This window comes from Bradyrhizobium sp. Ken51 (genome assembly GCF_055807435.1).
This window is the reverse complement of the sequence record NZ_JBVVPB010000004.1, coordinates 39,670-61,291: the sequence shown is the minus strand read 5'-3', so window position 1 is coordinate 61,291 and position 21,622 is coordinate 39,670. Positions and strand designations below refer to the sequence as shown.

The following is a 21,622-nucleotide window of genomic DNA, read 5'->3' as shown; positions in this document are numbered from 1 at the left end:
CTCTGGAGCCGAAGGCGCGCCCTGATGGCGCTCCTGCAACCGGGTGACGCCTCATGGATTTCGACCAGTTGACCCTGACCCAGGCTGTGGCCGACCTCCGCGCCGGAAAAATCACCAGCACCGCGCTCACGACGGAAGCTCTCGCCCGTGCCAAGGCCAATGCCGATCTGAATGCTTTCGTCATCCTGCACGAGGCCGGCGCCCTGAAGGCTGCGGCCGCATTCGACGCGAACGACAACAAGTACAAGCCGCTCGGCGGCGTTCCCATCGTGATCAAGGACAATATCGAGGTCGCGGGGCTCCCCTGCAGCGCAGGAACGCCAGCGCTGAAACATTACGTTCCGAGGGCCGACGCGCCGGTGGTCACAAAGTTGCGCGCGGCGGGCGCGGTCATCATCGGCAAGACCAGCATGCACGAGCTCGCCTTCGGCATCTCCGGCTACAACACCGCGTTCAAGACCGGCGCGGAGTTCGGCGTGCGCAACGCCTATGACCGTGCCCTGATCGCGGGCGGCTCTTCCTCCGGAACGGGCGCCGCGATCGGCGCGCGGATCGTCGCGGGCGGTCTCGGCACCGACACTGGCGGATCGGTCAGGGTGCCGGCTGCGCTGAACGGATGCGCGTCGCTGCGCCCGACCATCGGCCGCTATCCGCAAGCTGGCATTGTGCCGATTTCGCACACCCGCGACACCGCGGGCCCGATGGCCGCGACCATGGCGGATGTCGAACTGCTCGACCGCATCATTGCGGGTGGCGAAGCCATTCAGCCAGCCGATCTGAAGCAGATGCGCATCGGCATCGTGCGGTCGATGCTGATCAATCTCGATACCGACACCGATGCCGCGTTCCAGGCGGCGGTCGCGAAACTGAAAGCGCAGGGCGTCACGGTGGTCGAGATCGAAATGCCGCATTTGGCCGAACTCAACGGCCAAATCGGCTTTCCCGTCGCGTTGTACGAGGCCTATGACGACATGGTGGCCTATCTCGCGCACACCGGCACCGGCATCACCATCGACGCACTGGCGCGGGAGATCGCGAGCCCCGACGTCAAGGGCACCTATGACGGCCTCGTGATCCCGCGCAAGCTGCCTGGTCCAGACAATACGCTGGTCGACGCCGCGCCGATCTATGACGCTGCCGTCAGGACCGCGCGCCCCGCCATGCAGGCGCTCTACAGCAGGACTTTCGCCGACAACCGGCTCGATGCCATCGCCTTCCCGACCACGCCGCGCGTGGCGATTGCTTCCAATCCCGACTCCAGCAGCCTCGAAAATTTCGGCCTGTTCATCCAGAACACCGATCCCGGCAGCAATGGCGGAATTCCCGGAATCCAGATCCCGATTGCGCTCGGCGCGGTCAGCAAACTTCCGATCGGGCTCGAACTGGATGGCCCCGCGAGCAGCGATCGCCGCCTGCTTGCGCTCGGCATGGCTCTTGAAAAAGTATTCGGCCGGCTGCCGGCGCCACCCCGATCATGAATAGGGATTGATCAGCTTCTGCTGCTCGGCGCTGTGATGCACGAGCACGTCGATGAAGGTCCTGACCTTCGCCGACAGATGATGCCGGTGCGGATAAACCGCGTTCATCGACATCTCGACGCGGAGTATTGGCTCGCCCGCCTTTCGCGGGCGAGGACACCGGGTGTGTGCTTAAACCGCCGTCGCCTTGGCGAACTCCACGTAGATCTCGCGCAACCGCGCGGCAAGCGGGCCGGGCTTGCCATCGCCGATCTTCTTGCCGTCGATCGCAACCACCGGCTGGACGAACAGCGACGCCGAGGTGGCAAAGGCTTCCTTGGCGGCGAGCGCCTCGGCGACCGTGAAGGAACGCTCCTCGACGCGGAGCTGACGCTCTTCCGCCAGCGCCACCACCGCCTTGCGGGTGCAGCCCGGCAGGATCGCGTTGGAGTTCTTGCGGGTCACGATGACGTCGTCCTTGGTGAGAATGAACGCCGAGGACGAGCCGCCTTCGGTGACGTAGCCGTCCTCCAGCATCCAGGCTTCGCCCGCACCCGCTTCGGCCGCGGCCTGCTTCGCGAGCACCTGCGCCAGCAATGCCACGCTCTTGATGTCACGCCGCTCCCAACGGATGTCAGGCACGGTGATCACGTTGATACCGCTCTTGGCCGAGGCGGCGTTGATGATGTCCTTCTCCGACGTGAACATCACCAGGCTCGACTTGACGTCGCCCTTGGGGAAAGCGAAGTCGCGGCCCTTGTCGGCGCCGCGGGTGACCTGGAGATAGACGAGGCCGTTCTCGACCTTGTTGCGCGCGATCAGCTCCTTCTGGAGCTCGGTGATACGCTCGACCGTCTCGGGCAGCTTCAGCTGGATCTCGCCGACCGAGCGCTCAAGCCGCGCCAGATGCGAGGCATTGTCGACCAGCTTGCCGTCGAGCACGGCCGAGACCTCATAGATGCCGTCGGCAAACAGGAAGCCGCGATCGAGGACCGAAATTTTGGCGTCCGAAAGCGGGACGAATGAGCCGTTGACATAGGCGATCGGATCCAAGGCAGGTCTCCTGGGGGAAAAGGGATTTTGTGCGCTTATACGCCAGTTGCCGCGGCCGATCACCCCTCTATTCGTCATTCCGGGGCGTCGCGAAGCGACGAGCTTTGATACGCAATTGCGCATCTGAGAATCCATAGCCACCAGTCTGGGATATGGATTCAGGGCCCGCGCCAAGAGGCGCGCGTCCCGGAATGACGACAGGGTTAATGCGACAGGATCTTCGACAAGAACTTCTGCGCGCGGTCGCTGCGGGGCTTGCCGAAGAAATCGTCCTTCGGGGCGTCCTCGACGATCTCGCCCCGATCCATGAAGATCACGCGGTTGGCAACCTTGCGGGCAAAGCCCATCTCGTGGGTGACGACCATCATGGTCATGCCCTCATGGGCGAGGTCCACCATGACGTCGAGCACCTCGCTCACCATTTCGGGGTCGAGCGCCGAGGTCGGCTCGTCAAACAGCATGACAATGGGGTCCATTGCGAGCGCGCGAGCGATCGCCACCCGCTGCTGCTGGCCACCGGACAGGTTCGCGGGATACTTTTGCGCCTGTTCCTTCAGGCCGACGCGCTCCAGCAGCTGCATGCCTTTCACCATCGCCTTGTCGCGCGACCGGTCGAGCACCTTCTGCTGTGCGAGGCAGAGATTGTCGATGATCTTCAGATGCGGAAACAGCTCGAAGTGTTGAAACACCATGCCGACACGCGAGCGCAGCTTGGGCAGATTGGTCTTGGGATCGTTGACCTTGGTGCCATCGACGCTGATGTCGCCTTTCTGGAACGGCTCCAGCGCATTGACGCATTTGATCAGCGTCGACTTGCCTGATCCCGACGGGCCGCAGACCACGACCACCTCGCCCTTGGAGACGCTCGTGGTGCAGTCGGTCAGCACCTGGAAGCTCGGGCTGTACCATTTGTCGACGTGGCTGATCTCGATCATGACAGACTCTATCGAATGATGGCGATGCGCGCCTGCAGGCGGCGAACGCCGAAGGACGCGACACAGGAAATGGTGAAGTAGACGATTGCTGCGAACAGATACATTTCGACCAGACGGCCGTCGCGCTGTGCGACCTTGCTTGCCGCACCGAGGAAATCGGTGATCGACAGCACGTAGACCAGTGAGGTGTCCTGGAACAGCACGATGGTCTGCGTGATCAGGACCGGCAGCATGTTGCGGAAGGCCTGCGGCAACACAACGTAGCGCATGGTCTGGGCGTAGGTCAGGCCAAGCGCGTTGGCTGCGGCCGGTTGGCCGCGCGAGATCGACTGGATGCCGGCACGCATGATCTCGGAAAAGTACGCGGCCTCGAACATGATGAAGGTGATGAGCGAGGATGCGAACGCGCCGACGCTGATCGGGCGCGACGCGCCGGTCACCCACTGCCCGATATAAGGCACCAGGAAGTAGAACCAGAAGATCACCAGCACCAGCGGCAGCGAGCGCATGAAGTCGACATAGACGCCCGCGATGCGGCCTAGCACCTTGTAGCCGGACAGCCGCATCAGCGCGATCGCCGTGCCGAAGACAAGGCCGCCGAGTGCAGCAAGCCCGGTCAGCATCAGCGTGAACGTCATGCCCTCATAGAATAGATAGGGCAGCGTGCGGATGATGACCCCGAAATCAAAATTGCTGAACATGGCGCTATTTCCCCGTGATGTAGCCGGGGATCGCGACGTAGCGCTCGAGGAAGCGCATCGCGGTCACGACGACGGCGTTGACGAGGAGATAGAGAAGGGTCGCGGCGGTGAAGGCCTCGAACACCTGGAACGAGAATTCCTGCATGGAGCGCGCTTGTCCGGTCAGCTCAAGCAAACCGATGGTGATGGCCACAGCCGTGTTCTTGATGGTGTTGAGGAACTCGGACGTCAGCGGCGGCAGGATGATGCGGAACGCCATCGGCAGCAAGATGTAGCGATAAGCCTGCAGGGTCGTCAGGCCGAGCGCGGTCGCCGCCATCTTCTGCCCGCGCGGGAGCGATCCGATGCCGGCCTGCAATTGCACGGCGACGCGCGCCGACATGAAGAAGCCGATGCCGATCGCCGCCGTCCAGAACGGCGCATTCGGCAGTTGCTTCAACCACAATCCCGCGGACCTTGGCAACACTTCCGGCAGCACGAAAAACCACAGGAAGAGCTGCACCAGCAGCGGCATATTGCGGAAGAACTCGACATAGGCAAAGCCGAACCAGTTCGCGCCCTTGGACGGCAGCGTGCGCATCACGCCGACGATCGAGCCCATGATCAGCGCGATGATCCAGGCGAGCGCACCCGTCTTGAGGGTCAGCACCAGGCCCGACAACAGCATGTCGAGATAGGTGCCGGTCCCCATCGGGTTCGGCTCGAAGAAAATTCCCCAGTTCCAGTGGTAGTTCACGTGTCCCCCGCGCGAACGCGCCAGTCATGGATGTCCTGGCGCCTATGCAAATGTCCGGCCACTCTCCCTCCAGAATGGCTGGAATATGCTGCCTCTCCCCGCAAGCGGGGAGAGGCGAACAACTCAGCTTACTTATAGTCGTCCGGGTTTGGCGAGTCCGAAGGTTTCGCGAACTCGTTCTTCAGCTCGGCCGAGATCGGGGTGTTGAGGTTAAGCCCCTTCGGCGGAATCTTCTGGGTGAACCACTTCTCGTAGATCTTCTGGCCTTCGCCGGAGGTGTAGAGCGCGGCGGTCGCCGCATCGACCACCTTCTTGAACGGCGCGTCGTCCTTGCGCAGCATGATGCCGTAGGGCTCAGGCTTGGAGAACGCGTCCTTGGAGATGACGTAGTCGTCGGGCGACTTCGAGCCGGCCACGAGGCTCGCGAGCAGGATGTCGTCCATCACGAAGGCGACGGCGCGGTCGGTCTCGACCATCAGGAAGGATTCGGCGTGGTCCTTGGCCGGGATGATGTTGGCGCCGAGGCTTTTCGCAACATTGGCTTCGGTGAGCTGCTTGATGTTGGTGGTGCCGGCGGTCGAGACCACCGTCTTGCCCTTGAGATCGTCGATCGACTTCAGGCCGCTCGACTTCTTGAAGACGTAGCGGCTGGCAGTCAGGTAATGGGTGTTGGTGAAGGCGACCTGCTTCTGGCGCTCGGCGTTGTTGGTGGTCGAACCGCATTCGAGGTCGATGGTGCCGTTCGCCATCAGCGGAATACGCGTCGCCGAGGTTACCGGGTTGAGCTTGACCTCGAGCTTGTCGAGCTTGAGCTCCTTCTTCACGGCGTCGACGATCTTGTAGCAGATGTCCATCGCGAACCCGATGGGCTTCTGGTTGTCGTCGAGATATGAGAACGGGATCGAGGAGTCGCGGAAGCCGAGCGTAATGGCGCCGGTGTCCTTGATGTTCTTGAGCGTGCCGGTCAGCTCCTGGGCCCCGGCCTGGCCGACGGCGAAGGTCGCGGCGAGCGCGAGGCCGATGCTACGGAAATGTTTCACTTTTTGGTCCCCTTTCAGGATGATGCCGGCGGGATGCAAGCACAAATTGGGTTGGAATAGAATGTGACTTTTGGCTGGATCGCGGCTCCGGTTAACGGCTCAGGCCAGCGGGTGTGTTAGCGGTCCCGGCAATTCCCCGAGATCCCAGAACAGCCCGGCCATCACCGTCAAGGCCTCTTCGGTCAATGGCAGCAGGATGTGCTCATTGGGCGCATGCTGGGAGCAGCCGGGATAGGAGTGCGGCACCCAGATCGTGGGCAGGCCCAGGATCTCGGAGAACACGTCGTTGGGCAACGAGCCGCCGAAATTGGGCAGCACCGCCGGGACCCTGCCAGTGGTCTGACGCACCGAATCCGCCGCCCATGCGATCCAGGGGCTGTCGAAATCCGTGCGCGAGGCGGCAAAGCTCTGCGCCGCCCGCACCTCGACCATCGGAAAGCCCTTCTGCACCAGATGCGCGCGGATCGCCTCGATCAGCCCATCGATCTCAGTACCGACCACGAAACGCAGCTGCAGCACGGCATTGGCGTGGCCGGGAATGGCGTTGGCCGGCTTCTCGATATTGCCCGACGACATAGCCAGCACTTCGAGCGTGTTCCAGGCATAGAGTCGCTCGGCCGCCGAAAGACCCTCCTCGCCCCAGTTCTCGGCCAACGCCGGCTCGTCCTCGGTCGGCACCACCTGCACGTCCGCAAGATAGCTGCGGATCTGGTTGGTGAGCCGGGGCGGCTTCAACGCATCCAGCTGAAGGCGGCCGTGGCCGTCGACCAGCGTCGAGATCGCGTTGACCAGAATGGTCGCGGGGTTGGCGAGCACGCCGCCCCAATTGCCGGAGTGATTGCCGCCGTCGCGAAGGTTCACATCGAGATGTATGCGGATGCCGCCACGGCAGCCGAGGAACAGGGTCGGACGGTCGGCGGACAGGCGCGGCCCGTCGGAGGCCATGAACAGATCGGCGTTGAGTGCATCGCGATTGAGATCGCAGACCTTGCCGAGATCCGGCGAGCCGATCTCCTCGCCCATCTCGAGGATGAACTTGGCGTTGAAGCCGAGCTTGCCGCCGCGGGCCTCGCGCACCGCGCGGAGTGCGGCCATGTTGATGCTGTGCTGGCCCTTGTTGTCGGCCGTGCCGCGACCGTAGAGACGCGTGCCCGAAACCGTGGTGCGCCAGGGATCGCGGCCGTCGCGCCACTCGCCTTCCATGCCATCGACGACGTCGCCATGGCCGTAGATCAGCACGGTCGGGGCCGTCTCGCTCTCGTGGTGTTCGGCGAACAGGAACGGCGCCTTGCCGCTGGGAGATTCGACCATGCGGCTTTCGAAATCGAGCGCGGCGAAAGCGGGCACCATCTCCTGTTCCAGATAGGCGCGCAGCTCGACGCTCCGGTTCGGATTCTGGCTCTCGGTCCGGTAGGCGACGCGACGGTCGAGTTCGGCGAGGAACGCGCCGGATTTGAAATCGTCACGGGCGCGGGCGATGGCATCGGCTCTGGTCATTATTTTCTTTTTAGGTTGTCAGACGAAGGAGCATACCCGATACGGGCAGGCCTTCGAAAGTGGCGGGGACTTCGATAGTCTTGGGATTTCGTTCTTGCTCTCTTGAGATTGGCTTGCCAAGCGCGGCAGCGCCGCTGATTTTGGCCTTGCCAACGTCGCGCTATATGCAAGAACTTCGCCAAGTTCGGGCGCAGCTCTATCATTCGAAGAGCGCCCGGTACAGGGCGCCGGGGGACCATCATGGCCAAGCAGATCAGGCTCAATGCATTTGCGATGAATTGCGTCGCGCACCAATCACCGGGCTTGTGGACCCATCCGCGCGACCGCACTGCCGAATATAACCGCCTGCCCTACTGGATCGATCTTGCCAAAACGCTGGAGCGCGGCCGTTTCGACGGGCTGTTCCTGGCCGACGTGCTCGGCGTCTATGACGTCTACGGCAACAGTCCTGACGCAGCCTTGCGCAATGCAGCCCAGTCGCCCTCGAACGATCCGCTGCTGCTGCTGTCGGCCATGGCGGCGGTGACGCAGAATCTCGGCTTCGGCGTCACCAGCAATCTCTCCTTCGAGCCGCCCTATCCGTTCGCGCGGCGGATGTCGACGCTCGATCATCTCACCGAGGGACGTATCGGCTGGAATGTCGTCACGGGCTATCTCGACAGCGCCGCGCGCGGCGCCGGCAAGGACAAGCAGATCGGGCACGACGACCGCTACGAGATCGCGGACGAATATATGGAGGTCGTCTACAAACTCTGGGAAGGGAGCTGGGAGGACGACGCCGTGCTGCGCGACCGCAAGCGCGGCATCTTCACCGATCCCACAAAGGTCCATCGCGTCAACCACGAGGGCGCGAACTGGCGCATCAACAACACCATTCATCTCAGCGAACCGTCGCCGCAGCGGACGCCCGTGCTGTACCAGGCCGGCACCTCGCCGCGCGGACGGAAGTTCGCGGCACAGCACGCCGAATGCGTGTTCATGTCGGGGCCGTCGGCCAAGGTGATCGCGCCGCGCGTGTCGGCGATCCGTCAGGAGGCCGCCGCGTTCGGCCGCAATCCGGCGGAAATCCTGATGTTCTCGATGATGACGATCATCCTCGGGCGGACAGAGGCCGAGGCGAACGAAAAATATGCCGACTATCGCCGCCACATCAGCCCGGAAGGCGCGCTGGCCCTGATGTCGGGATGGACCGGCATCGACTTCTCCGGCTACGAGCTCGATCAGCAGGTGCGTCATGTTCAGAACGATGCCGGCCGCAGCGCACTCGACAACGTCACCCGCGCCGATCCCGATCGCGTCTGGACCGTGCGCGACGTCATCGAGCATGTCGGCGTCGGCGGCGCCGGTCCCGTCGTGGTCGGCACGCCGGAGACGGTCGCGGACAAGATCGAGGCGTGGTTCGAGGCGACCGACGTCGACGGCCTCAACGTCGCCTTCGCGATCTCACCCGGCGATTTCGAGGACATCGCCGACATGCTGGTGCCGGAGCTGACGCGGCGCGGGCGGTACAAGGCGGAGTACGCGCAGGGCACGTTGCGGGAGAAGCTGTTCGGCGAGGGACGTGCGCGGCTAGGTGCGCCGCATCCTGCAGCGGGGTATCGGGTGGGGAAGAAGGGGTAGGCGGAAGATCGCGCCACACCCTCAGTGTCGTCCCGGCGCAGGCCGGGACCCATAACCCCAGGGAGCAATTTGGCGAAGACTGGTTGTTCGGGACCGGCACCACCTGCGATCGATAAATCACGCGGTATGGGTCCTGGCCCCCGTGCGCAATTGCGCACTAGGCCAGGACGACGAGTTGAGACAGCGTGCCCTACACCTTCCCGTCCACCATCACCTCGATCAGCTTCGTCCCCGGCCGGCCAAACGCCGACGCCAGCGTCGCCGTCAGCTCCCGCGGATCGCTGACCTTGATCGCCTCGCATCCCAGCGCCTTCGCCACGCCCGCGAAATCCACCGGCGGATCGACGAAATCCATGCCGACGTAATTATTGTCGCCGTGGAAGGCGAGCAGACGCTGCTTGATGATGCGGTAGCCGCCATTGTTGGCAATGACCACATTGAGCGGCAGCTTGTGATGCGCTGCCGTCCACAGCGACTGGATCGAATACATCGCGCTGCCGTCGCCGGAGAAGCAGACCACGGGACGATCGGGATTGGCGATGCTCGCGCCGACGGAGGCCGGCAGGCCCCAGCCGATGCCGCCGGAGGCAAGGCCGTGATAGCCGAAGCGGTCGCGGTGCGCACGCAGTGCCGTGATCTGGCGGCTCGAAGTGAGGCCCTCGTCGACGAGGATGGCATTGGCGGGCATCGCCTCCACCATTTGCAGCACCAGCCAGTCTGGATCGATGGGGCTGCGGTCTGCGGCCTTGCCGATCTGCTCGACCAACGCGGTGCGCCGTGCGGTCCAGTTCTTCGGCGCGAGCTCGGCGAGACGTTGCCTCGCACGTTGCGCCAGGGCAGCGCCGCCCATCTCCTTCAACACCGGGATCAGCGCACGCAGCGTTTCCTTCAGATCCGCCTTCAGCGCGATCTCGGCACCGTAGTTCTTGGCGATCTCCCAATCGCCGAGGCCGATCTGCACGATGCCGAGGCCCTCGGGCAGCGCATCGACCTCGCTGTAGACTGACATCCGCAGGGGATCGCCGCCGAGCGCGATCAAGAGATCGTACGGCGCAAGCGTGTCGCGCGCGACTTTCTGAACCCGTGCCAGCGCGCCGACGAAGCTCGGGCTCTCCGAGAGGAAGTGCGAGCCGTAGGGCGTCGAGGATTGGTACGCAGCCGCGCCCAAAAGCTCGGCGAGTTCGGCCGCCTCTTTCAGTGCGTCGCTCTTCACCACCTCGTCCATGGTGACGATCACGGGACGCTCTGCCTTGAGCAGCCGCGCGGCGAACGCGTTTAGTGCCTCATCCGATGGCCTTGTGCGGGCGTCGATGCGGGTGGAGCGGCCGAGGTCGATGCCTGCTTCGCTGTTGAGGATATCGCCGGGCAACGAAATGAATACTGGCCCGGTCGGCGGGGTGGTCGCGACTTTTGCGGCGCGGCGCACGATGCGCGGCAGATCCTCGAGCCGCGTCACCTCGACCGCCCATTTCACCAGCGGCTCGGCCATGCGCACCAGCGGGCCGTAGAGCACCGGCTCCATCAGGCCGTGGCCCTGCTCCTGCTGGCCCGCTGTCAGGATCATCGGCGTACCCGTGAACTGGGCGTTGTAGAGCGAGCCCATCGCGTTGCCGAGGCCGGGCGCGACATGGACGTTGCAGGCGACGAGCTTTCCGGAGGCGCGGCTGTAGCCATCCGCGATCGCCACCACCAGGCTCTCCTGCATCGCCATCACATAGGTGAGATCAGGGTGGTCCTTCAGCGCATGCATGATCGGCAACTCGGTGGTGCCGGGATTGCCGAACAGATGCGTGATGCCCTCGTCCTTAAGCAGCGCGAGAAAGGCGGAGCGGCCGGTGATCTTGTTCTTCATGTTTCCTCCAGGAGCGGACGTTGCCGCAAGGACGAAGGCATGATGGCCGAAATCGCGGGAGGCGCCAAGGAAGCACGGTCATGGCTGCGTTGCGTACGCGAGGCGTTACATTTCCTCGCGCCCCAGCTCGAACGGGTCCTCTCCGCCCGCCCGCTTCTTCTTCTTCGAGCGCTGCCAGACCACACCGGGAAAGCCTTTCAGCGGCACCAGCGGCTCGCCGGTATAGGTCCATTCCTGCAGCTCCCCGATCGCGATGTGATAGAGCGGCTGGCGGCCGGTGCGTTCCCTAAACAGCGCACGGGGGATGTTGACCATATGCGGCCCGCGCGGGCGCTCATATGCGATCGGCGTGCCGCAATGCGCGCAGAAGCTGCGTGCGGTCTTCGTTGCCTTATCCTCGTAGCGGGTCAGCGCCGTCTTGCCTGCGGTGATGCGAAACCGTTTCTTCCAGCTTCCGACATAGGTCGCATAGGCAGCGCCGTGGGCGCGACGGCTGGCGGCGGAGTGATCGTGCCAGGCCCAGCGTGCGGGGACGTCGATCTCGAAGGTGACCTTGCCGCAGAGGCATTGGCCCGTTGCGACTCCTGCGGCGGCTGCGGCTTTGGCCATGGTGAATTCCCTGAATTGTCGTCGTGACCACGACAATACATGATTGTCATTCCGGGGCGCGACGAAGTCGCGAGCCCGGAATCCATCGCACGGCATATCTGAAGGCGGAATGGATTCCGGGCTCGATGCTTCGCATCGCCCGGGAATGACAGACGAGAACGCTTACGCGGGCGTCGGCTCGTCATGCACCGGATAATCCGTATACCCCTTTTCCTCGCCGCCGTAGAACGTCGCACGGTTATACGGCGTCAGAGGGTAATCGTGCTGCAGGCGGCGCGGCAGATCGGGGTTGGAGATGAAGATGCGACCGAAAGCGATGAGGTCGGCATGCCCCTCTGCTATGGCGGCGTTCGCCGTCTCGCCCGTAAACCCGCCGGCGGTCATCAGCACGCCGCTGTAGAGCGGGCGGAACAGCAGCATTGCCGACGGCACGTTCTGCCAGTTGACTTCGGCGCGCCCCGAGCCGCTGGAGCGCGGTTCGATGAAATGCAGATAGGCAAGGCCGAGTTCGTCGAGCGCCTTCACCACGTGCGTGTAGAGCGGCATCGGATCTGGCTCGCCGGAATCATTGGCAATGCCGTGGGGCGACAGCCGCACGCCGACGCGGCCCGCGCCCCAGACGTCGATCGCGGCCTGGGTCACTTCGAGCAGAAGCCGCGCGCGGTTCTCGATCGAACCGCCATATTGATCGGTGCGCTGGTTGCTGCGTGATTGCAGGAATTGCTCGAGCAGATAGCCGTTGGCGCCGTGGATCTCGACGCCGTCGAAGCCGGCGGCGAGCGCGTTCTTCGCGCCCTGCCTGAACGCCTCGACGATTCCCTTGACCTCGTCCGTCTCCAGCGCGCGGGGCGTCTCATAGTCGGAGATCTTGCCGTCGGCGGTCATTGCCTTCATGCCTTCGACCCTGATCGGGATCGCCGAGGCCGAGACCGGCAGCTCCCCGCCGTGGAAGGAGGAATGCGAGACGCGGCCCACATGCCAGAGCTGGAGAAAGATGATGCCGCCCTTGGCGTGCACGGCGTCGACCACCTTGCGCCAGCCCGCGATCTGCGTCTCCGAATAGATGCCGGGCGTCGCCGGATTACCGCGGCCGTGCGAGAGCACGGGCGAGGCCTCGGCGATGAGCAGGCCGCCTTGGGTAGCGCGCTGACCGTAATATTCGGCGTTGAGCTGGCGCGGCGAAAAGCTCTCGCGCTCGGCCCGCATGCGCGTCAACGGCGCCATCGCGACGCGATGCGCGAGCTTGTACGGACCAACCTGCAACGCTTGAAACAATGCCTCGAATTTCATGCCGGCCCCGAAATCATCGATGAGAGGACGAGGATCATAAGAGAAAGGCTCGCAGCTCGGAAGCTGCATGGGGGAATGGCTGGCCAGCCAAAAGAGGCGGGGAATAAAAAAAGCCCCGGGCCAGGCCCGGGGCTTTTTGTCTGTTCAGAATTGCAGGTCAGTATTTTGCGACGACCGCGCCTGCGCCGAACTTGTAGTTCAAACCGACGCGCGCGATGTGGCCCGAGAAATTCGCGGTTGAGTCAAAGCCGCGCGCCGGGCCGGGCGTGAACGGGAACAGCGGATTGAAGATCGTGTATTTCTCGCTGCCGAGATCGTAGTAGAGATATTCGAGCTTGACGCTCCAGTTCGACGCAAAATGGTACTCGCCACCGCCGCCGACCGTCCAGCCCACGCGCCAGCTTTCCACCGCGCCGGCGCTACAGATCACATTGAGGCACGGCGTGCCGCTCGCACCCGTGGGATCCACGATCGAGGTCGACGCCTTGACGTGCCCATAGGCAAGACCGCCGGTCGCGTACAGCATCAAGTCGGGCATAACGGCGGCACCGATCCGGCCGCGCACGGTCCCCAACCAGTCGACCTTCTGATCTTGCGTGGTCATGATCGTCGGGAAGACCGGCAAGGTTCGGGTCACCGTTGAGCTACCCTTGATGTCGGTCGCCGCGATATCGGCTTCGACGCCCCACACCAACGAGCCCGTCTGCACATTGTAGCCGGCCTGCAAGCCGCCCATCACGCCACGCGCGTTTGTTGCCAGCGAAGCCGGGACAAGGCCGCCCGCCAGTGCGACGTCGAGCACGCCCGCGGTGAACACCGGATCATGCGGCACGAGATCGTTCGCACCATCGCCCCACCCATACCCGACATTCACGCCGGCGTAGAAGCCCGACCAGTTGTAGGCGACGGGCAGTGGCGACGCCTTGTACGCCGGCGCACGTGCGGTCATGTCGGCCGCGAGCGCGGGGTACGCCGAGGCGACGCCCAAAGCCACAAACAGGATCGGAGCAAAGCGAAGCATTATCGATATTCCAATTCCGAAGATTGACGGTGACCAGAACTAACCGGCCAACATTCGAAATGGGATAGCAAGTCTTGCAAAAGCGCGGACGACGCGCGCTTTCAAAATCGCATGTAGCGTCCGGGCAACAACCTCAAGTCGCTGCAAGCGCTCTGTCGTCGCCGCAAGCAGGACCGATCGCTGAAGTCCGGACGCGATGGCGCGTTAGGCCGTCTTGATCCACACCGCCTTCACGTTGAGATATTCCTCGACGTGCTGCTTGCCGGATTCGCGGCCGTAGCCGCTCATCTTGTAGCCGCCGAAGGGGACGGCCGGGTCCATCGCCTGGTAGCAGTTCACCCACACCGAGCCGGCACGCAGGCGTTTCGCGACCGCATGCGCCTTGCTGACGTCCCGCGTCCACAGGCCCGAGCCGAGACCGAACGTGGTGGCGTTGGCGCGCTTGACCAACTCGTCCATGTCCTTGAACGCGATCGCGGAGATGACGGGACCAAAAATCTCCTCCTGCGCGATCCGCATATCGTCCTGAACGCCCGCGAACACTGTCGGCGACACGAAGAAGCCCTTTGACAGCGCGCCTTCGGTGACGCGGCCACCGCCGGCGAGCGCCCGCGCGCCCTCCTTTTGGCCGATATCGAGATAGCTGGTGACGCGCTCGAGCTGCTGCTCGGATACCAGCGGTCCGATCTGGGTGTTGGGATCGAGACCGTTGCCGACCTGCAGCTTCTTGCCGAACTCGGCGACGCGGCCGACGAATTCCTCGTAGATCGACTGCTCGACGAACAGCCGGGTGCCGGCGCTGCAGATTTGCCCCGAATTGGCGAACACCGCCATGGCGGCGCCTGGCACGGCCGCATCGAGATCGGCATCCGCGAACACGATGTCCGGCGACTTGCCGCCGAGCTCGAGCGAAACGCGCTTGAGGTTGCCGGCCGAGGCGCGGATGATCGACTGACCCGTGACATGCGAGCCGGTGAAGGCAACCTTGTCGACGTCGTGGTGCGAAGCAAGCGCAGCACCCGCGGTCTCGCCATAGCCAGGCACGACGTTGATGACGCCGGGCGGCACGCCCGCTTCCATCGCGAGCTCGGCGATGCGCAGCGAGGTCAGCGGCGCTTCTTCGGCGGGCTTGAGCACGACGGTGCAGCCGGTCGCGATCGCCGGACCGATCTTCCAGATCGTCGCAGTCAGCGGTCCATTCCAGGGAATGATGGCGCCGACGACGCCGATCGGCTCCTTCAGCGTATAGGAAAAGATTTCGCCAGGCAGCGAGTTCTCGATGGTCTCGCCGTGAATCGCGGTGGTCTGGCCGGCATAGTAGCGCAGCATGCCGACGGCGCGCAGGCGATAGGCGCGGGTCCGGCTGAGCGGCGCGCCCATGTCGAGCGTGTCGAGCTGCGACAATTCGTCGAAATTTTTCTCGACGAGGTCGGCAAGCTTCAGGAGCAAGTTCTGCCGCTCGAAGGGCTTGACCCTGCTCCACGGCCCTTCGAAGGCGCGGCGGGCGGCAGCGACCGCACGATCGATGTCTTCCTTGTCGCCCTCGGCAACGGTTGCGAGCAGTTCGCCGGTTGCGGGGTTGTGGGTCTCGAAGCGCTTGCCGGAGGCAGCATCGACCCACTTCCCATCGATCAGCATCTGCTTGTAGGACCCGTTGGCGAATGGATGGCGCGTGATCGGAATAGCCTGCGACACAGCCATGGCTGAACTCCCTGTCAATGATTGATTGGTTCGATCTGGGCGGGATCGTTGGTCGAGAGAATACTGCGATGCCGGACAGGCGTAAAGGAGAGGCGTAAAGTCGACGCGGAACGAAGACCTCCCATGCCGAGTTGTGCGGGGTCGCGCGAGTGCCATGTTATAGCACGACCGAGCCCCCCGGAGACCGATCCATGCCCCACCCCGCGATCGTCAAGGACAATGTTGCCGTGATCACCGGCGGTGCGTCCGGCATCGGATTTGCCGCCGCTTTGGCCTTCGCACGCGACGGCATGAAGGTGTGTATCGCCGATGTGGATCAGGCGCGGCTGGCGGAAGCCGCAATAAGACTCTCATCCGTCACGTCCGCCACAGACGTGATGACCTTCGCGATTGACGTCAGCAAGGCCGAGAGCGTGACGGAACTGGAGCGCGCCGTGCGCGAGCGCTTCGGTCGCACCGACATCCTCATGAACAATGCGGGTATCCAGCCCGGCAGCACGCTGTTCGGCGAACCCGACAACTGGCAGCGCATCATCGGCGTCAACATGTGGGGCATCATCAACGGCTCGCGCATCTTCGCGCCCAACATGATCGCGCGCGGCGGAGCCGGCCTCATCATCAACACCGGCTCGAAGCAGGGCATCACCACGCCGCCTGGCGATCCCGCCTACAACGTCTCCAAAGCTGGTGTGAAGGCTTTTACGGAAGCGCTCCAGCACGAGCTGCGCAACACTGCGGGTTGCCGCATCACCGCGCATCTGCTGATTCCAGGCTTCGTCTTTACGGGCCTTACCGCGAAGGGCCGGACGGAGAAGCCGGCCGGGGCCTGGACCGCCGAGCAGACCGTGGACTTCATGTTGACGCGGCTGGAGGCCGGCGATTTCTACATCCTGTGTCCGGACAACGACGTCCCGCGCGCGCTCGACGAAAAGCGCATGCTGTGGGCCGCCCGCGACATCGTGGAGAACCGCCCGCCACTGTCACGCTGGCATCCGGACCATGCGGATGCATTCGCGAAATTCGTGAAGGGGGATTAGGCTGTTTAATCCTCATGGTGAGGAGCGCGGAACGCGCGTCTCGAAACATGCAGGCCCGGGTGGGGCCTCGATCCTTCGAGACGCCCGCTTGCAGCGGGCTCCTCAGGATGGGTTACACAGGGGGCGCTCTACAGCGTCTCTTGCTGGTGCCCGCAATTCTTGCAGGCGAACTTGATGCGGGTCTGGCCCTTTGGCGCCTGCACCCGGTTCGGGGCGCCGCATTTACCGCAGACGGCCTCGATGCGGGTATCGCCCTGCTTGACGACGACGGTCTTCTTTTCCATCGATTCGCGGATCAGGCGCTCGGCCTCCTCACGCAGGGATTGTTTCGACAAAGCTCGTCTCCGCGATAAATGCGGGCGAGGCTTATCCCACCTGCGGCGAAATCACAATCCGAAACGGCTGCTCAGACCTCGACAATCACGTAGCTGTCCTCGACATGCACCGGAAACGTCTCGGCAACATACGGCCCTTTCTGGAGTTCCTCGCCGCGCTCCACAGCGACCGGATATGACCTTATCTTGACGCGCTTCGGATCGAACCAGGATTGGCCGTTGCGCATGTCGAACTCCCAGCCATGCCAAGGACAGCGCAGCATCTCGCCGACGCGCGAGCGCTGATAGATGCCGGGCTCGGGGGAGGTCAGCCGCGCCACGCAGGCCGCTTTCTCCAGCGGCGCGCCTTCATGCGGGCAGCGGTTCAGCAGCGCGAAGAACTCGCCATTGACGTGGAACACGACAATGTCGCGGCCGTCGACATCGACGACCTTGTTGCCACCAGGCGGGATCTCCGAGGCGGACGCGACGATGTGACGGGCCATACCGTGCAGACCTTCTCAGAACTTGTAGACGGCGCGGGCATTGGTGCTGAAGATCTTCTTTCGCTCGGCTTCTGTCAGCGGCGTCTTGAAGGCAAAGCGCGGATCGTCGAAATCCCAGTGCGGATAGTCCGACGAAAACAAGAGACGATCGATGCCGACCCATTCGATCAGCGAGCGCAGCTGCCGGGCTTCGTCAGGCTCGTCGATCGGTTGCGTCGTGAACCAGAAATGCTCACGGACGTATTCCGACGGCTTGCGCTTGAGATGCGGCACCTCGCTGCGGAAGCGCTCGAAATGCTGGTCCATCCGCCACACCGCGGACGGGATCCAGCCGAAGCCGCCCTCGATGAAGACGAACTTCAATTTTGGAAAGCGCTCCGGCACGCCTTCGATCACGAGACTGGCAAGCTGTGCCGCAATAGTGTGCGCGTTGGACTGGTGCTCCTCGACATAATAGGACGGCCAGCCGCCACCGGTCGGCGCATGCCCGCCATAGCCGCCGACATGGATGCCGAGCGGCAGACCCAGTTCTTGGGCACGCTCGTAGATCGGCCAGTAGCGGCGACGACCCAGCGGCTCGTTGGCGCGCGGCGAGACGTTGATCTGGACGTATTCGCCGATTTTCGCGCAGCGTTCGATCTCGGCAATGGCGAGATCAACACCATCCTGACCGACCAGGATCGAAGCCTTCAGGCGCGGGTCGCGATGCGACCAGAACGCCAGTTGCCAGTCGTTGATGGCGCGCTGGATCGCGGCGCCGAATTCAAGGTTCTGCTGCGAGAAGATGAAGAGATCGAGCACCTGCAAGATCCCGAACTCGACGTCGAGCGGATCGAGATGCTGCTTCTGCATGAAAGCGAGATCCGAGCCGGGCGGCCCGCCCGTCGGCGGCCAGGCATCTCGCCGCGCGATCAGCGGCGAGGAGCGCGGATAGGGCGTGGTCAACAGATAGGGCGTGCGCAGATGGCTGCCATATTCCTTCAGATGCTGCTGCCAGCGCTTCGGCAGGAACTCGTTGAGATCGTCGGGCGAATGCAGGCTCGGATGGACGTCGCAATCGACGATGCGCAAACGCGAAGCGGCGGGCTTCTCGTCTTCCCGCAGCGGGCGGTCGATGACCTCACTCATGCGAAACCTCCAAAGTCAGTTGGCGAGCGACAGCCGCGGAAACGTCTCCAGCGGGTTGTCGACGCACATCTTCGAGATGATGCTGTTCGGCAGGTTCGGCGGGATCGGATCGTCGCCGTCGAACTGCCAGTGCGGATAGTCGGACGCGAACAGGAACATCTTTTCGGAGCCGATCTGGTCGATGATGTCCTCGACGCTTTTGGCGTCGCCCGGCGCATCGAACGGCTGCATGGTGACGCGGAAATTCTCGCGAATGATCGCTGCCGGCTCGCGCTCGACCCAGGGCACCTCGACGCGCACCCCCCGCCAGGTCTTGTTGGCGCGCCACATGAAGGCCGGCAGCCAGCTCACGCCGGATTCCATCAGCACGACCTTGAGGTTCGGAAACTTGCCGAACACGCCCTCATAGATCAGGCTCAAGATCTGCGCCTGAAACGCCTGCGCCTCGACGAAGTAATATTCGTAGCGGTGCGACGGCCAGCCGGCCGAGCTCGGCGCCTGCCGATATTGCGTGCCGGCGTGGATCGCGAGCGGCAGCTTGTATTTCTCGGCGAGTCGATAGACCGGCCAGAAATGCCGCCGTCCCAGCAGCGTCTCGCCCTGCGCCAGCACGAGGATCGAGACGAAGCGGTGATCGCCCGCGCGGCGCTCGATCTCCTCGACCGCCAGATCCGGGTCCTGCATCGGCACCACGATCGAGGCACGCAAGCGCGGATCGCGCGACAGCCACTCAGTAGCGATCCAGTCGTTGATCGCCTTGCAGAAGTCGGCCGCCATGTAGGGGTCAAACACGGCCTGCGCACCATAGAGCACGTTGAGAATCGCGTGGCTGGCACCCAACTGCTCGAATGCGCCCTTCTGCACCATCGCAAGGTCGGAACCAGGCTTGGCGCCATTCGCCGGACGCCAATCGGTACGGCCCGCCAGCGGCATGGCCGGCGGATAGGAGGTGAGATCGAGCCCGTCGATGGCTCGGCTCACGACCTGCTCTTTCCAGTGATCGCTGAGGTACGGCAGTAGCGTCGTGCGCGTGCCACCGACCGCCGGGTGGATGTCGCAGTCGATCCGCATCGCTGCCATGAGGTTCCTCGCCGAGATCTTGTAATCACATCTTATTGGCGGCGCTCTTGTGCGCCGCCTGTGAAGACTGCCCCTGCCCGTGCGGTTGCGCAAGAGCGCACACCCGCGCGATCCGTCATGGCTCGGTTGCATTTCGCAAGCGCGATATAAAGTTGGCGGAATGTGTTCCAGCGCCAATGCAGCGGAGCGAATTGCTCCGCTGCTTTCTTGCGTATTGCCTATGCTTCTCAAGCCGCCTTCGAGACTTCCATCAGCAGACGTTCCGCCTTGGCATCCTCGATGCGGTTCACCATCCGGCTGCTTTCATGGTTGTCGCGAACCGTCTTGGTCAGGGTGATGCAAGTCTGGATCAGCATGACGATGCCCATGGTGAGATAACCCTTCATCCAGAGGTCGATCGGCAGGAAGAAGATGCCGATGGCGATGAGGAAGGCGGAGGCTGCGAAGGACAAGTATGTGAAAGTCACCCAGGCGCCGCTGTGGGGCTGGCCATTCTGGTTCATGATGGTCTCCTGTTGGTTCGAATGATTGGGTTGGAATCAGGCAGTCGGCGTGCGCTTGGACTTCAACCGTGCCAGCACGTCGTCCGCGGTCGTCTTGAGCCGGGGGCCAAAACCCTGCTCGGCGAGTTTTTCGGCGGTGGCGAGCGGACCGCTGGCGGCATCGAGCTCGACCAGCGCGTCGTCGGCGGCCTGGGCTTCCATCTGCCGCTCACGAAGACGTCTCAAGGTGCTCTCCGCCTCCGGCAGCGTGGATTCGTAGGGACGTGCTGCCTCGATGCCGCTGCGGCGAAGCGAGCGCACCGCTTCCGAGGCACGGGCGACGCGGCGGCCGCGATCGAGCTCGGTGATGCGGGCCTGCGCGCTTGCGACGTGCCGCTTCAGCCGCGCAATCTCGGTTGCGAACAGCGCGCGTGCCGTCAGCGCCGCGTCGCGATCGGCCTCCAGGCCCGCGATGGCTTCAGCGGCATCGTTGGCGAGATCCTCGCGGCCGCCGTCGAGCGCCGCCACGGCGCGGGTCTCGAGATCGGCGATGCGGGCGACAGTCGCCTCGAGCTTGCGGCCTTCTTGCTGGTCCTGTGCGATCGCCAGCGCCAGGGTCCGTTTGCCGCGCTCGAGGGCGGCTGCGGCGTCGCGCATCTGTTGATCTAGGATCAGAAGGGCCGTCCGGTCTTCCAGTTCTTCGCCCGCGGCGGCCACGCTGCCGCGGAAGAGTGTCACTACGGTCTTGAACATCTGAAGCTCCCTGTTATGAGCGTTGCTCACAGATGGTTTGTAGCAACAAACTTGAACATCGTTCAATAAATATTTGAGCGACGCTCAGAAATTTGGCCGCAGATGACTAAGGCATTGGAACGCCGAGAGAAACTTCGATCCGATCTGATCCTGGCAGCGGAACGAATGATCGCCGACAGGGGATTGGCGGGTCTGAAAACCCGCGATCTCGCCCGCGAGATCGGCTGCGCCAACGGCGCCGTCTACAATCTCGTCGCCGATGTGGACGAGCTGATCCTGCGCGTGGGCTCGCGCACTTTGCTTCGGCTCGACCAAGCCCTGAGCACAGCAGAAAGCGCGGGCGAGCCATCGCCGCAGGAGACCCTGGTTCGCATCGCCCTCGCCTATTGCGATTTCGCCGCGGAAAATCTCGAACTATGGCGTGCGCTGTTCGAGCACCGTATGGCAGCCGACAAGCCCCTCCCCGACTGGTCCATCAACGACCAGATGCGGCTGTTCCGCCACGTCTACCAGCCGCTGGCCGCGCTGTTTCCAAAACGCAGTCGGGAGGAGCTCGGCATCACCGCGCGCAGCCTGTTCTCGGCGGTGCATGGCATGGTGACGCTCGGACTGGAGCAGAAGCTGGTCGCGGTACCGCTGCCGGCGCTGCAGAGGGAAATCGCAGGCCTGGTGCGCGCGATGATCGACGGGCTGATCGCGCGGGCGGCGTAGAGGCCGCGAGCACAGCTCAACTGTCGGCGATGCCTGACTAGAATTTCACCTGTCGCGTCGCATGCAGCGCGCTTAGCTTCGCGAGGTTCACGCCTCACT

At 63.7% G+C, this 21,622-nt stretch carries 21 protein-coding genes and 1 pseudogene; 4 read left to right on the top strand and 18 right to left on the bottom strand.

Annotated features, from left to right (window positions below):
- Positions 1-53 precede the first annotated feature (53 nt).
- Entirely contained in the window at positions 54-1,478 is a 1,425-nt protein-coding gene (gene iaaH / locus AC0L27_RS09610) for an indoleacetamide hydrolase (RefSeq protein WP_473318790.1), read from the top strand.
- Here the strand turns inward: iaaH and AC0L27_RS09605 are convergent.
- The 7 genes and pseudogenes from AC0L27_RS09605 to AC0L27_RS09575 form a co-directional block, all read right to left on the bottom strand.
- A pseudogene (locus AC0L27_RS09605) lies at positions 1,473-1,598 on the bottom strand (LysR family transcriptional regulator); the annotation flags it as partial. The gene iaaH and the pseudogene AC0L27_RS09605 overlap by 6 nt on opposite strands.
- Before the next feature lie 51 nt (positions 1,599-1,649).
- A complete protein-coding gene (locus AC0L27_RS09600) occupies positions 1,650-2,510 on the bottom strand; it encodes a D-amino-acid transaminase (protein ID WP_354255234.1) in 861 nt (286 codons plus the stop codon).
- A gap of 203 nt (positions 2,511-2,713) precedes the next feature.
- Positions 2,714-3,445: an amino acid ABC transporter ATP-binding protein gene (locus AC0L27_RS09595; protein ID WP_275171051.1), complete on the bottom strand. Its 732-nt coding sequence runs from the start codon at positions 3,443-3,445 to the stop codon at positions 2,714-2,716.
- Between the two features lie 8 nt (positions 3,446-3,453).
- Positions 3,454-4,146, bottom strand: coding sequence for an amino acid ABC transporter permease (locus AC0L27_RS09590; protein ID WP_275171050.1), 693 nt, complete (start codon positions 4,144-4,146; stop codon positions 3,454-3,456).
- Positions 4,147-4,150: 4 nt separating this feature from the next.
- Positions 4,151-4,882, bottom strand: a complete 732-nt coding sequence (locus AC0L27_RS09585; RefSeq protein WP_354061372.1) for an amino acid ABC transporter permease — start codon at positions 4,880-4,882, stop codon at positions 4,151-4,153.
- A gap of 128 nt (positions 4,883-5,010) precedes the next feature.
- Positions 5,011-5,922: an amino acid ABC transporter substrate-binding protein gene (locus AC0L27_RS09580; protein WP_275171048.1), complete on the bottom strand. Its 912-nt coding sequence runs from the start codon at positions 5,920-5,922 to the stop codon at positions 5,011-5,013.
- A 99-nt stretch (positions 5,923-6,021) separates the two neighbouring features.
- Positions 6,022-7,419: a M20 family metallopeptidase gene (locus AC0L27_RS09575; RefSeq protein WP_354061369.1), complete on the bottom strand. Its 1,398-nt coding sequence runs from the start codon at positions 7,417-7,419 to the stop codon at positions 6,022-6,024.
- Positions 7,420-7,659: 240 nt separating this feature from the next.
- Between AC0L27_RS09575 and AC0L27_RS09570 the strand changes: the two genes are divergently transcribed.
- A complete protein-coding gene (locus AC0L27_RS09570) occupies positions 7,660-9,039 on the top strand; it encodes an LLM class flavin-dependent oxidoreductase (protein WP_275171046.1) in 1,380 nt (459 codons plus the stop codon).
- A gap of 190 nt (positions 9,040-9,229) precedes the next feature.
- On the opposite strand, the gene AC0L27_RS09565 is transcribed toward AC0L27_RS09570, so the two are convergent.
- The 5 genes from AC0L27_RS09565 to AC0L27_RS09545 all read right to left on the bottom strand — a co-directional run bounded on the left by AC0L27_RS09565 (position 9,230) and on the right by AC0L27_RS09545 (position 15,512).
- Positions 9,230-10,891 carry a thiamine pyrophosphate-binding protein gene (locus AC0L27_RS09565; RefSeq protein WP_354208291.1) on the bottom strand — a complete coding sequence of 554 codons (1,662 nt, stop codon included), beginning with the start codon at positions 10,889-10,891 and terminating at the stop codon, positions 9,230-9,232.
- 105 nt (positions 10,892-10,996) lie between these two features.
- Positions 10,997-11,500: a GFA family protein gene (locus tag AC0L27_RS09560; protein WP_275171044.1), complete on the bottom strand. Its 504-nt coding sequence runs from the start codon at positions 11,498-11,500 to the stop codon at positions 10,997-10,999.
- Between the two features lie 162 nt (positions 11,501-11,662).
- Positions 11,663-12,790 (bottom strand): alkene reductase, encoded by a 1,128-nt coding sequence (locus tag AC0L27_RS09555; RefSeq protein WP_275171043.1) that lies wholly within the window; start codon positions 12,788-12,790, stop codon positions 11,663-11,665.
- A gap of 157 nt (positions 12,791-12,947) precedes the next feature.
- Complete coding sequence (locus AC0L27_RS09550; protein WP_275171042.1) at positions 12,948-13,811, bottom strand: outer membrane protein; 864 nt, start codon at positions 13,809-13,811, stop codon at positions 12,948-12,950.
- 204 nt (positions 13,812-14,015) lie between these two features.
- Positions 14,016-15,512 (bottom strand): aldehyde dehydrogenase family protein, encoded by a 1,497-nt coding sequence (locus tag AC0L27_RS09545; RefSeq protein WP_275171041.1) that lies wholly within the window; start codon positions 15,510-15,512, stop codon positions 14,016-14,018.
- A gap of 191 nt (positions 15,513-15,703) precedes the next feature.
- On the opposite strand from AC0L27_RS09545, the gene AC0L27_RS09540 reads away from it, so the two are divergent.
- On the top strand, positions 15,704-16,549 hold the full coding sequence (locus AC0L27_RS09540; protein ID WP_275171040.1) for an SDR family NAD(P)-dependent oxidoreductase: 846 nt from the start codon (positions 15,704-15,706) through the stop codon (positions 16,547-16,549).
- Positions 16,550-16,677: 128 nt separating this feature from the next.
- On the opposite strand, the gene AC0L27_RS09535 is transcribed toward AC0L27_RS09540, so the two are convergent.
- From AC0L27_RS09535 to AC0L27_RS09510, 6 genes are all read right to left on the bottom strand, one after another.
- A complete protein-coding gene (locus tag AC0L27_RS09535; RefSeq protein WP_007615092.1) occupies positions 16,678-16,884 on the bottom strand; it encodes a hypothetical protein in 207 nt (68 codons plus the stop codon).
- Between the two features lie 71 nt (positions 16,885-16,955).
- Positions 16,956-17,369, bottom strand: coding sequence for a Rieske (2Fe-2S) protein (locus AC0L27_RS09530; protein WP_275171039.1), 414 nt, complete (start codon positions 17,367-17,369; stop codon positions 16,956-16,958).
- Positions 17,370-17,384: 15 nt separating this feature from the next.
- Positions 17,385-18,497: an amidohydrolase family protein gene (locus AC0L27_RS09525; RefSeq protein WP_473318785.1), complete on the bottom strand. Its 1,113-nt coding sequence runs from the start codon at positions 18,495-18,497 to the stop codon at positions 17,385-17,387.
- A 15-nt stretch (positions 18,498-18,512) separates the two neighbouring features.
- Positions 18,513-19,577 (bottom strand): amidohydrolase family protein, encoded by a 1,065-nt coding sequence (locus AC0L27_RS09520; protein WP_354208293.1) that lies wholly within the window; start codon positions 19,575-19,577, stop codon positions 18,513-18,515.
- 227 nt (positions 19,578-19,804) lie between these two features.
- On the bottom strand, positions 19,805-20,080 hold the full coding sequence (locus AC0L27_RS09515; protein WP_354208294.1) for a YiaA/YiaB family inner membrane protein: 276 nt from the start codon (positions 20,078-20,080) through the stop codon (positions 19,805-19,807).
- A 36-nt stretch (positions 20,081-20,116) separates the two neighbouring features.
- Positions 20,117-20,812: a PspA/IM30 family protein gene (locus tag AC0L27_RS09510; protein WP_275171036.1), complete on the bottom strand. Its 696-nt coding sequence runs from the start codon at positions 20,810-20,812 to the stop codon at positions 20,117-20,119.
- Between the two features lie 102 nt (positions 20,813-20,914).
- Here AC0L27_RS09510 and AC0L27_RS09505 point away from each other — a divergent pair, with 102 nt between their 5' ends.
- On the top strand, positions 20,915-21,523 hold the full coding sequence (locus AC0L27_RS09505; RefSeq protein WP_354255238.1) for a TetR/AcrR family transcriptional regulator: 609 nt from the start codon (positions 20,915-20,917) through the stop codon (positions 21,521-21,523).
- Positions 21,524-21,622 lie beyond the last annotated feature (99 nt).